This is a genomic window from Flavobacterium sp. KY-23415, assembly GCF_055384985.1.
This window is the reverse complement of record NZ_AP044001.1, coordinates 4,022,431-4,034,536: the sequence shown is the minus strand read 5'-3', so window position 1 is coordinate 4,034,536 and position 12,106 is coordinate 4,022,431. Positions and strand designations below refer to the sequence as shown.

Here is a 12,106-nt window from a genome sequence, read left to right as displayed (position 1 = left end):
AGCCTCTTTATTTTAAGTCGAATTTGAAAACTATTTTATAGCTAGCATAGAAATTTCAACATTCACATTTTTTGGTAAACAAGCCACTTGTACCGTTTCTCTGGCAGGTGCAGTTTTTTCATCAAAATAACTACCATATACAGCATTGATTTTAGCAAAATCATTCATGTCACTAATGAAAATAGTCGATTTAACTACATTTTCAAATGACATTTCTGCTGCTTCTAAAACAGCTTTCATGTTTTCCATTACCTGTTTTGTTTCTATTTCAATATTTTCTAAAACTAATTCACCATTTGAAGGGTTGATTGCAATTTGACCAGAAGTATATAAAGTATTTCCAACTAATACTGCTTGATTATAAGGTCCAATTGGAGCTGGTGCTTTGTCTGTAAATATTATTTTTTTCATAGTATTAAATTATTATATGTTGGTTGTATTTTATCTAAAAACGCGATCAGGTAATTGACGCTTTTCCCATTTAATATCACTCAACATAGACGAGTTGATACCAATGAAGAAACCCCAATAACTATTAGGACCATAAGGAACCCAATTAAAACTCATTCTCCAGCTCTCTAAATCTCTTTCAAATCGCAATTGAGTAAATGTAACTCCATTTTGCTTGAAATCATATCCAGATGACATCCCTACTTTCCATCGAGGTGCTAATTCAATATTTCCAGATACCATTAATGAATTAGATCCAATTTCGTTTTGTCTATTATTGTTCACGTAGGTAACAGAGTAAGCAAAATTTAAGTCCCAAGGTAATTCTGTGTGATACCATTCGCTATTACTGTTCTCGTCTTCATCATCATCTTTATTAAAAAGGCTTTGTCTATTATCATTTAAATCTGTTCCTGTACCAAACAAATCATCATTTCTTCCTCCATTTTGTACCGTTTGTTCAGATGCGTTTCCTTTTTTCTTTCCATCTGAACTTGAAAAAGCATAATTAATTGCTACATTAGCACTTGTCATTCTAAACAAACTTCCACCATTATTAATATTAAAGCGATCAATTCGGCTACCAGTGTTATCAATAGCATATGGATCTAAGGTTGCTCCAAAATTGATGTTCATTTTTTGTTTTAAAATTTGTGTACTCCCACTAACTCGTATTGGTGCAAATGCTAAAGAATCTGCAGCAAGATTATAACTTGTAGCGAAATTTAAATTATTTAAAAGCATTACTTTTTTGGCTTCCCCTGTAGTGCTTTCATCATCTCTTACTTTTGCTTCAAATGTGTTCCCTAAAGAAAGAGCAACACTACTAGAATATACTCTGTCAGGTGCTCCATAGATACTACCCTCAAATCGAGTAAAATCTTCTAAAGTGTTTCCAGTTGCATCAATAGCATATGTATCATAATATTGTTCGAAACTAGGTGTATAATTGTAAGAAGCACTTGGTCGCATAACATGACGAATGGCTTGTACTTTTTTATCTTTACCAAAATCAAAAGTTCCATAAATAGTAGTTCCTAAGCTAGCACTAAAATTATAGGTTCTGTATGAATCAAATCCCTTAAGGTCTTCTATAATCACTTTGTTTTGAGTAGGATCATAAAATTTATTAATAGTATTTAATGTCCATACTTCATTATAATTAGCAGTAGTAGAAATGTTAAAGTGTCTGAAAATCTTGAAGTTAGTATTTAAAGGTATGGTGTGTTGGAATCCAGTTTTTGCGTCTCTGAACATTTGAGGCTTAAAGAAATTTTCATCTGAAGTTGTAATTCTATTGTCTCCTTTTAAATTGTATTGAAGGTTAATATTTTGGAAAATACCTTTTTTAACGCCATCTTTGGGAGCAAATGGAGATATACGATCGACATTTACCTGTAATGTAGGTAATGTCATATTAATTTTTTCTGTATTGGTATTTTGATTATGCGTTGCGGTCAAAGACATATTGACTTGTGGTACTGTCTGAAATGTTTTCGAATATGAAATTGACGAACTTAAATTGTTATTTAAGCTTGAACCAATGTTTGCTAAATTAACAGATTGTCTAAAATATTGGCTACTACCTAAGTTCACATTGGCAGAAAAACGAGAATTTGGTGAAGCCTTAGCATCTTGACTATGCGACCATTGAAAATTATATTGTGAAGATCTCAAATAGTCTGGTAATCCTTTTTCACTTTGGATATTGTTTTCAAGTCTAAAATTAACTCTACCATTATATTTGTAACGTTTAGCATAACTACTTTCAACCCTCAAACCATAACTACCATTGGTATAATAATCCCCTAGAACAGCTAAGTCATAATAATCACTCAAAGCAAAATAATAACCTCCATTTTGCAGAAAATAGCCTTGCTGATTGGTTTGCCCTGGTGTTGGAACAATAAAACCAGAGGTACTTTCACTTGTCATCGGAAAATATGCAAAGGGCAATAATAGTGGAGTAGGAACATCTGCAATTACTAGATTTGTAGGTCCAACAACAACTTTTTTGTTAGGTACAAACTTTACTTTTCTCACAAAAAAGTAATATTCAGGATCGTCAACATCTTTTGCAGTCGTAATTCGAGCACTTTTTAAGAAGTAGGTAGAATCATTTTCTCTCTTCGTAATTTCTGCTTTAATATTCATTTCACCTTGTTTTGTCCTTGAATTCCAAACTAGAGCTTTTTTTGTTTTAAAATTAAAACGAATAGAATCGGGTTCAATAACATTAGCTCCTTGTTTAAAAATAGGGCGTTGAATATAATTACCTGCACTATCTTTTATGCGACCGGCGTAAACTTCATTTTTTTCATAATTGAGAACAATAATACCTGCTTTTAATTCAATATCAGTGTAATATAATTCAGCTTCATTATATAAAGTTAGCTCTTTTGTTTTCTGATTTGCTTTTTCATAATCTTTAGCTTTTCTTTTAACTATACTTTCTAATAAAGGTTTTTTCTTTAGAGTATCTTTTTTTATACTTACATTTTCTGTAGTTTTTTGATTTGGTGTTTTTAGAGAATCTTCAAGAATAATCTTACCTTCTCTATCTAATTGAATAGTCTTTGACTCAATATTTAAAGCTTTTTTGGGCTTAATTTCTTGAGAATAGCTAGTTGTTTCTCCAAATATTAGAAAAACTACTAAAAAAACGATATAAAATAACTTTGTATGCAACACTAATAATAGTATTTTTGTAAAAAATTGGCTCACTTTTTGAAGTGTCAAACTTACATATATTTTTTTGCAAAAATAAGTTTTTAATAAAATTATAACTATGCTAATAAAAACAAGTTGTTTTATATCCCTAAAAAAAGGTTTTAAATCGCTATTAATTGTATTATTTCTATTTTGTTCTGGTGTCGTTTTATCACAATCAAAGTCCAAATTTAAAGTGGTTTTAGATGCTGGTCATGGCGGTAAAGATTATGGAAACGTGCATCATGGTTTCATTGAAAAAAAAATTGCTCTAGCCGTAACATTGAAAGTAGGAGAGTATTTGAGTAAAGATTCTGATTTTGATTTTATTTATTCTAGAAAAACAGATGTTTTTGTAGAATTGAAAGATAGAGCAATAAATGCAAACAAGCAAGATGCAGATTTGTTTGTATCTATACATTGTAATGCAGCAAAAAATTATTCAGCATTTGGAACAGAAACTTTTGTAATGGGGTTAAGTAGGAGCTCAACGAATCTTGAAGTTGCCAAAAACGAAAACTCTGTAATTCTTCTTGAAGATGATTATAAAGAAAATTATAAAGGATTTGATCCAAACAAACCAGAATCATTACTTGGTCTTAAAATATTACAAGAAGAATATTTAAATCAAAGTATAGAATTAGCTGGTTTTGTAGAAGAAAATTTTAAAAATGATTTAAATAAAAAGAGTAGAGGAGTGAAACAAGCACCACTATGGGTGCTAGACGCTTCCTACATGCCAGGAGTACTTATTGAAATAGGTTTTTTATCAAACAAAGTAGAAGGAAGTCATTTGAACACTGAAGAAGGTCAAAATGAAGTAGCCAAAGCTATTGCAGAGGCTATTTTTTCGTACAAAAAAAACTATTACAAAGGTTTTACTTCAAATTCGACAATAAAAACAACCACAGAAATTAAAAAAGAAGAAACACCATCTACAAATGTTGTTAAGGAAGTTAAGACAAAAGATGAAGGAATTGTATTTAAAGTACAATTAGCAGCAAGTAGTAAAAAAATCGAAATGAATTCGTCTAACTTTAAAGGATTGAGTGAGTTAAGTTTTGAGCAAGTTGGAAAAATATACAAGTATTTTTATGGAAACGAAACATCATATAATCAAGCAAAGAAAAAATTAGATGAAGCAAAAGAAAAAGGATATGAATCTGCTTTTTTAGTTGCTTATAAAGACGGAGTAAAAATTAACCTATCCGATGCAATTAAATAAAATAAAGTTTTATTTTTGTTAAAAATATTTTATTTTGAAAATAACCAAAGAAATTAAAACAGCAATTTTAGTTATTTCCTCAATTTTGTTATTTATATGGGGATATAATTTTTTAAAAGGAAAAAACTTGTTTGATACAAGTAAAAAAATATTTGTCATCTACGATTCTGTAGAAGGACTTGAGTCTTCCTCTAATGTAAAAATAAAAGGTATAACGGTAGGAAGGGTTAACCGATATAGTTTTTTAGAAAATAATAAAGTTCTAGTCGAATTAGCTATAACTTCAGATTATCCAATCTCTAAATCAAGTATTGCAGAGTTGTCAAGTTCTTCTCCTCTTGGTGGAAAAGAAATTGTTATTAGACCTAATGATGAAGATAAAAACTTGGTTGAATCAGGAGGTTATTTAAAATCTAGATCAAAACTAGATTTAACAGACGCTTTGGCTGAACAAATGGTGCCTTTAAAAGATAAAATTGAAATTTTGTTGAGCAATGCTAGTGTTTTGTTTGCTTCTATTAATGAAGTTTTAGATGACAAAGGAAAATCTGATTTAAAAAATAGTTTGTCTGAATTGAATAAAACATTGACACAATTTAGTAGTGTTTCAAAAAATTTAAATAGTTTGTTAGCTACAAATAAGTCTAAACTAGACAATACATTTACCAGTTTAGATAAAACTGTTTCTAATTTTGAAACAATTTCTGATTCATTAGCAAATGCTAATTTAGGAAAAACAGTAAAAAACTTAGAAACAACTCTTGCAAGTGTAGATAAAATCATGAAAGATATAGAATCTGGTAAGGGAACAATGGGAAAACTAATGAAGGATGAAAAAATGTATACCAATTTTACTAATGCCTCTAAAGAATTAGAATTGTTATTAGAAGATTTTAGATTACACCCAACACGCTATGTTAACGTATCACTTTTTGGAAAAAAAGAAAAACCATACGTAAAATCAGAAGAAAAATAATTATAAAGACTAATCTACTATGAGTATTTTATCAAACATTTTATTCGCTATCCTTTTATTTTTTGGAATTGGATACTTTGCTAGAAATGTAAAAAAATTAATTAGAAATATTAAATTAGGACAAGATGTAAATCGTAAAGACAATCCCTCCGAAAGATGGAAAAATATGGCAATGATTGCACTTGGACAATCTAAAATGGTAAAAAGACCCATTGCTGGAATATTACATATAGTAGTTTATATTGGTTTTATTATTATTAATATTGAAGTCTTAGAAATCGTTATTGATGGATTATTTGGAACGCATAGAGTTTTTAGCTTTTTAGGAAGTTTTTATGATGTCTTAATCGGATCGTTTGAAGTTTTAGCTTTTATGGTTCTTGTTGCGGTTATTATTTTCTGGGTAAGAAGAAATATTGTTAAGATTAAACGTTTTTGGAAACCAGAAATGGAAGGTTTTGCTAAGAATGATGCTAATTATATTTTATATTTTGAAGTAGTCTTGATGTCGTTATTTTTATTGATGAATGCAGCAGATTATCATCTTCAAACTTTGCCAGAAGTATTCGGTCACTATCATCAAGCTGGAAGTTTTCCAATTTCGCAATTTATAGCTCCAATTTTTGATGGAATGGATAACACAGTTGTATTCATGGTTGAAAGAATTGCTTGGTGGTTACATATTACTGGAATTTTAGTGTTTTTGAACTATCTATATTTTTCTAAACATTTACATATTTTGTTAGCTTTTCCAAATACATATTTTGCAGATCTAAATGCAAAAGGAAAAATAGATAACCTAGAAAGTGTAACAAATGAAGTAAAATTAATGATGGATCCAACTGCCGATCCTTTTGCTGCTCCTGCTAACCCAGACGCAATGCCTGCTAAATTTGGTGCTTCAGATGTTCAAGATTTAAATTGGGTACAATTACTTAATGCCTATACTTGCACAGAATGTGGTCGTTGTACTTCTTCTTGTCCTGCTAATCAAACAGGTAAGAAACTATCTCCTCGAAAAATTATGATGGATACAAGAGATAGACTTGAAGAAGTAGGAAGAAATATTGATGCAAACAAAGGTGTTTTCGTTGACGATGGTAGATCATTATTAAATGACTTTATTTCTACAGAAGAATTATGGGCATGTACATCATGTAATGCTTGCGTAGAAGAATGCCCTGTTAATATTAGCCCATTATCTATTATTATGGATATGAGACGCTATTTAGTAATGGAACAAAGTGCAGCACCTGTAGAGTTAAATAATATGATGACAAATATTGAAAATAATGGCGCACCTTGGCAATACAATCAAATGGATAGATTAAACTGGAAAAACGAAGACTAATATGAAAAGTGAAGAAATCAACGGAAAATTACAGGCTTTAACTGTTAATGGTGAACATTTGAGTCCTGTTTTACCAGAAGGTATAAAAAATTATTTAATTGATATTGATGGTACCATTTGCGACGATATTCCAAATGAAGAACCTGAAAGAATGGCAACAGCAGAAGTTTATCCAGATGCATTAGCTACTTTAAACAAATGGTATGATGAAGGGCATGTTATTTTCTTTTTTACCTCAAGAACAGAGGCTCATAGAGAAGTGACAGAAGCTTGGTTAAACAAGCATGGTTTTAAATATCATGGAATGTTAATGGGGAAACCTCGTGGAGGAAATTACCACTGGATTGATAATCATTTGGTTAAAGCAACTCGCTACAGAGGTAAATTTACCGATTTAGTCGATAAAGAAGTGACAATTCAAGTTTTTGATGACGAACATCACGAGTAAAAAATTTAAAAAATAGGAGTTAATTATTAAAAAGTAGATTCCTTTAAAAAAATAATAAAATGTCTGAAAATATTATAGTGCCAACAATGGCAGAAATGATGGCGGAAGGAAAGCAACCAGAAGTTCTATTTTGGGTAGGATGCTCCGGAAGTTTTGATGATAGAGCAAAGAAAATTACAAAAGCGTTTGTAAAAATATTAAATAGAGCTAATGTACCTTTTGCAGTTCTTGGTACAGAGGAAAGTTGTACAGGTGATCCAGCTAAAAGATCTGGAAACGAATTTTTGTTTCAAATGCAAGCCATGACTAATATTGAAGTTATGAACGCTTATGAGGTGAAAAAAATTGTTACCGCTTGTCCTCATTGTTTTAATACATTAAAAAATGAATATCCAGAATTAGGAGGACAATATGAAGTTGTTCACCATACTCAATTTTTAAAGTCACTTTTAGATGATGGTCGATTAACAATAGAAGGAGGTCAGTTTAAAGGAAAGAAAATTACTTTCCACGATCCTTGTTATCTTGGAAGAGCTAATAATGTATATGAAGCTCCAAGGGATTTAATACAGAAATTAGATGCAGAACTAGTAGAAATGAAACGTTCTCGTGCTAATGGTCTTTGTTGTGGTGCTGGAGGTGCCCAAATGTTTAAAGAGCCAGAAAAAGGAGATAAAGACATAAACGTTGAACGTACAGAAGATGCACTAGAAACTAAAGCAGATATTATTGCTGCGGGTTGTCCTTTTTGCAATACAATGATGACAGATGGTGTTAAATTCAAGGAAAAAGAAAGTTCTGTAAAAGTATTAGATATTGCAGAATTAATCGCTAACGCTCAAGATTTATAAAATTAAATTAGACCCATTTATAATGAAAAAAATAATTGTATTAGTACTGTTAACACAAACTTTGTTTGCACAAAAATTAACAAAAGAAGAATTAATAGATAAGCTTTCAGAAAACACATGTAACTGTACTACAGAAAAGGGTATTACAGAGGAGAATATGGATATTACTTTGGGTGTCTGTATCCTAGAGTCTATATCAAAACATGAAAAAGATGTAGAGAAATATTTCGGAAAAAACATTATTTCTAATGAAGAAAAAATGGGTGAGTTAGCTGAAGCAGTTGGTGCAAAAATGGCTTTCACATGTCCTGCCTTTTTAAAAATAATCATGAAAATGGGTGAAGAAGAAGCAGAAGAACTATTAATTAGCGGGAATATAGTGAGTACAAAATTAGATCAATTCTTAACTTTTACATTAAAAGAAGATTCTGGAAAAACACATACTATCTTATTATTAGAAGATTTTGATAACTCATTTCTAATAACCGATTCAGTAGTTAAACCATCAGATAAAGTACAAGTTTCTTATTATGAAGCTGATTTATATGACCCGAAAACTAAAAAGTTTGTTGCTTATAAAGTTGTTCTTGATATAATAAAAGAATAATATGTATATAGAATTTGACAAATTACCTGCACATTCTAGAATTTGGATCTATCAATCCAATAGAAAATTTTCTCAAGAAGAAGTTGATGATATTGAGTTAACAACTAAAAAATTCATCGAAGATTGGTCAGCACATGGTCAAGGTTTAGAAGCTTCATTCAGAATAGAGTATAATAGATTTATTATAATTGCAGTCAATCAAGATATTCAAGCAGTTACAGGATGTTCTATTGATGCATCGGTGCAATTTATTCAGAGTATTGAGAAAAAATACAATGTAGATCTATTAGATAAAATGAATGTAACTTTTAAATTAGGGGAACATATAGCATATAAACCTTTAATCGAGTTTAAAAAAATGGCAAAAGAAAAAGCTGTTTCTGCTAATACTATTGTTTTTAATAATTTAGTGAATACAATAGAAGAATGGCAAGATTTTTGGGAAGTTCCAGCTAGTGATAGTTGGCACAATCGATTTTTTTAAATTAAAATTTTAATTATATTTGAAAATCATCATTAAACCAACTTAATGATGATTTTTTTTAAATGAATACCTACATGCTAAAATATACAGCTCTACTATTTTTATCAATTTTGCCATTTATGACTAAGCCTAAAAAAGGTAATGTATATAAAGAAAAAAATAAAATTGAGAATTTCTCCGATGATGCACAACAACGCTGGATTGATAGTGTATATAATAAACTCACTTTCGAAGAAAAAGTAGGGCAATTATTTATGGTTGCTGCCTATTCAAATAAAAATGAAGCACACTATTCTAGCGTAGATAAATTGATTGAAGATTATAAAATTGGAGGTTTAATATTTTTTCAAGGTGGGCCAATTCGTCAAGCTCAGTTAACTAATCGTTATCAAGCCAAATCTAAAGTGCCTTTGTTTATTGGTATAGATGCAGAATGGGGATTAAGTATGCGTCTAGATTCAACACACAGATATCCTTGGAATATGACGTTAGGGGCGATTCAGGATTTTGATTTGATTAGGCAAATGGGTAAACAAATGGGACAACAATCTAAGAGGTTAGGCATACATTTTAATTTCGCTCCTGTTGTAGATATTAATACAAATCCGAAAAATCCAATTATAGGAAATCGTTCATTTGGCGAAAACAAAATAAACGTAACTAATGCTTCTATTGCCTTAGTTCAAGGGCTACAAAGTGAAGGAGTTTTGGCAACTGCAAAACATTTTCCAGGTCATGGAGATACCGAATCAGATTCCCATCACACATTACCAGTAGTTAAATTTTCTAAGCAAAGATTAGATTCTATTGAGTTGTATCCTTATAGAGAATTAATCAAAAATGGATTAGCAAGTGTAATGGTTGCTCATCTTAATGTTCCCAGTATTGAATCTAGAAAAGGGTATCCGACTTCTATTTCCTATAACGTAATTACAAATATTCTAAAAAATGAATTAAAATTTGATGGATTGGTAATTACAGATGCATTAAACATGAAAGGTGCTAGTAATTTTAAACAACCAGGAGATATTGATTTGGAAGCTTTTTTAGCGGGAAATGATATTCTACTTTTTCCTGAAGATGTACCAATAGCAGTACAGAAATTTAGAGAAGCTTTTGAAGATGGAAGATTATCTGAGGAAAGATTGGCTAATTCGGTAAAAAAAATATTAAAGTATAAATATCAAGTTGGATTGAATGAATATAAAGCTATTGATTTAGTGAATCTATATGAAGATTTGAATAAATCAGAGTATGAAGCAATGAACTATACATTGTATGAAAATGCTATCACAACATTAAAAAATAAAGACAAAATAATTCCTATAAAAAACCTTGAGAGAGAAAAAATTGCTTATGTTAAACTTGGCGATTCAGATTATGAAGGTTTTCTTGCTAAATTAAATGAATATGCAGATGTTAAACAAATTGAAGTTGTTGATTATAAACAAACTTTAGAAGAATTACAAAAATATTCTAAAGTAATAATTGGTTATCATAAAGAAGACGGTGCTTGGAAAAACCATAATTTAAATTCAAGTGAAATTTTATTTCTAGATAAAGTAGCCAAACAAAATAAAGTTATTGTTGCTTTTTTTACTAAGCCATATTCCTTGTTAAGAATTGAAAAATTTGATAATTATGAGGGAGTTGTTTTAGCATATCAAAATAATGAATATACACATACTGTTGCTGCTGAAGCAATCTTTGGAGCAATAGAGACTAAAGGGAAAATTCCTGTTTCTATTAATAATGATTTTTATATTAATGATGGGATTGTTACAAATTCTTTAGACAGATTAGGTTTTGAAAAACCTGAAAATGTGGGTATGAATTCAAAAAAATTGTCTAAAATAGACTCAGTCATTAACTATGCAATAGATCATAAAATGACACCAGGTGCACAAATTTTGGTGGCTAGAAAAGGTAAAGTTGTTTACCAAAAATCATTTGGTTATCATACTTATGATAAAAAGCAAGAAGTTAAAAATACAGATCTGTATGACGTAGCTTCTTTAACAAAAATCTTATCTACTTTACCAAATTTGATGATTCAGTTCGACAAAGAGAAAATTAAATTAGATACAAAATTAGGTGTAATGCTTCCAGTTTTTAAAGGTTCAAATAAAGAAGATGCTACATTAGTAGATATGTTAACTCATCAGGCAAGATTTAAACCTTGGTTGCCATTTTATAAAGCTACTTTAGATAGTGAGACAAACAAACCAAGTGACAAATATTATAGAAAGTCATATTCTAAAGAATTTCCAATTCAAGTTTCAGAAAATTTATATTTAAGAAAAGATTATAATGATACAATTATAAAAGCGATTGCGGATAGTGAGTTACTTCCTAGAACAAAATATAAATACAGCGATTTTTCATTTATCTTAATGAAGGAATATTTAGAACGTGCAAGCGGTATGAAATTAGATGAATTGGCAAACCAAAACTATTATTTCAAACTAGGAGCAAACAGAACAACTTATAATCCATTGCATAAATTTGATATAAGTGAAACTGTTCCAACAGAGGAAGATAATTATTATCGTTATGGAACAGTTCATGGTTATGTTCACGACATGTGTGCTGCGATGCAAGGTGGAGTTGCTGGTCATGCTGGTTTGTTTTCAAATGCGTTGGATGTTGCAAAGATTATGCAAATGTATCTTCAAAGAGGGAACTATGGAGGTCATCAATTTTTTTCTGAAAAGACATTTAATGCATTCAATACCTGTTATTATTGTAAAGATGAAAATAGAAGAGGAATTGGTTTTGATAAACCTCAATTAGGAACTGCTGGTCCAACATGTGGTTGTGTTTCTATGACAAGTTTTGGGCATACTGGATTTACAGGCACAATGGCTTGGGCAGATCCAGAAAGTGAAATAGTATATATCTTTTTGTCTAATAGAACCTATCCAGAAGCCAATACTAATGTCTTATCTCGTGAAAATATTAGAGAAAAAATACAAGAAATAATATATGAATCAATAATACATTAA

Annotated in this window: 10 protein-coding genes; 8 read left to right on the top strand and 2 right to left on the bottom strand. The window is 30.2% G+C overall.

The window, feature by feature from the left end:
* Window positions 1–30: 30 nt before the first annotated feature.
* Together ACZ49Z_RS17680 and ACZ49Z_RS17675 are read right to left on the bottom strand one after the other, a co-directional pair.
* Window positions 31–411 carry a RidA family protein gene (locus ACZ49Z_RS17680; RefSeq protein ID WP_464305624.1) on the bottom strand — a complete coding sequence of 127 codons (381 nt, stop codon included), beginning with the start codon at window positions 409–411 and terminating at the stop codon, window positions 31–33.
* A gap of 30 nt (window positions 412–441) precedes the next feature.
* The gene (locus tag ACZ49Z_RS17675; RefSeq protein ID WP_464305623.1) at window positions 442–3,174 is read right to left on the bottom strand and encodes a putative LPS assembly protein LptD; all 2,733 of its coding nucleotides are present in this window, start codon (window positions 3,172–3,174) and stop codon (window positions 442–444) included.
* 64 nt (window positions 3,175–3,238) lie between these two features.
* Here ACZ49Z_RS17675 and ACZ49Z_RS17670 point away from each other — a divergent pair, with 64 nt between their 5' ends.
* From ACZ49Z_RS17670 to ACZ49Z_RS17635, 8 genes are all read left to right on the top strand, one after another.
* On the top strand, window positions 3,239–4,384 hold the full coding sequence (locus ACZ49Z_RS17670) for an N-acetylmuramoyl-L-alanine amidase family protein (protein WP_464305622.1): 1,146 nt from the start codon (window positions 3,239–3,241) through the stop codon (window positions 4,382–4,384).
* A gap of 34 nt (window positions 4,385–4,418) precedes the next feature.
* Window positions 4,419–5,360, top strand: a complete 942-nt coding sequence (locus tag ACZ49Z_RS17665) for an MlaD family protein (RefSeq protein WP_464305621.1) — start codon at window positions 4,419–4,421, stop codon at window positions 5,358–5,360.
* A gap of 19 nt (window positions 5,361–5,379) precedes the next feature.
* Window positions 5,380–6,711 carry a 4Fe-4S dicluster domain-containing protein gene (locus ACZ49Z_RS17660; RefSeq protein WP_464305620.1) on the top strand — a complete coding sequence of 444 codons (1,332 nt, stop codon included), beginning with the start codon at window positions 5,380–5,382 and terminating at the stop codon, window positions 6,709–6,711.
* A gap of 1 nt (window position 6,712) precedes the next feature.
* Window positions 6,713–7,159 carry an LNS2 domain-containing protein gene (locus ACZ49Z_RS17655; RefSeq protein WP_464305619.1) on the top strand — a complete coding sequence of 149 codons (447 nt, stop codon included), beginning with the start codon at window positions 6,713–6,715 and terminating at the stop codon, window positions 7,157–7,159.
* A gap of 59 nt (window positions 7,160–7,218) precedes the next feature.
* Entirely contained in the window at window positions 7,219–8,010 is a 792-nt protein-coding gene (locus ACZ49Z_RS17650) for a (Fe-S)-binding protein (protein ID WP_464305618.1), read from the top strand.
* A gap of 22 nt (window positions 8,011–8,032) precedes the next feature.
* Entirely contained in the window at window positions 8,033–8,617 is a 585-nt protein-coding gene (locus ACZ49Z_RS17645) for a hypothetical protein (RefSeq protein WP_464305617.1), read from the top strand.
* A gap of 1 nt (window position 8,618) precedes the next feature.
* Window positions 8,619–9,101 carry an ABC transporter ATPase gene (locus ACZ49Z_RS17640; protein WP_464305616.1) on the top strand — a complete coding sequence of 161 codons (483 nt, stop codon included), beginning with the start codon at window positions 8,619–8,621 and terminating at the stop codon, window positions 9,099–9,101.
* Window positions 9,102–9,220: 119 nt separating this feature from the next.
* A complete protein-coding gene (locus ACZ49Z_RS17635; protein ID WP_464305615.1) occupies window positions 9,221–12,106 on the top strand; it encodes a glycoside hydrolase family 3 N-terminal domain-containing protein in 2,886 nt (961 codons plus the stop codon).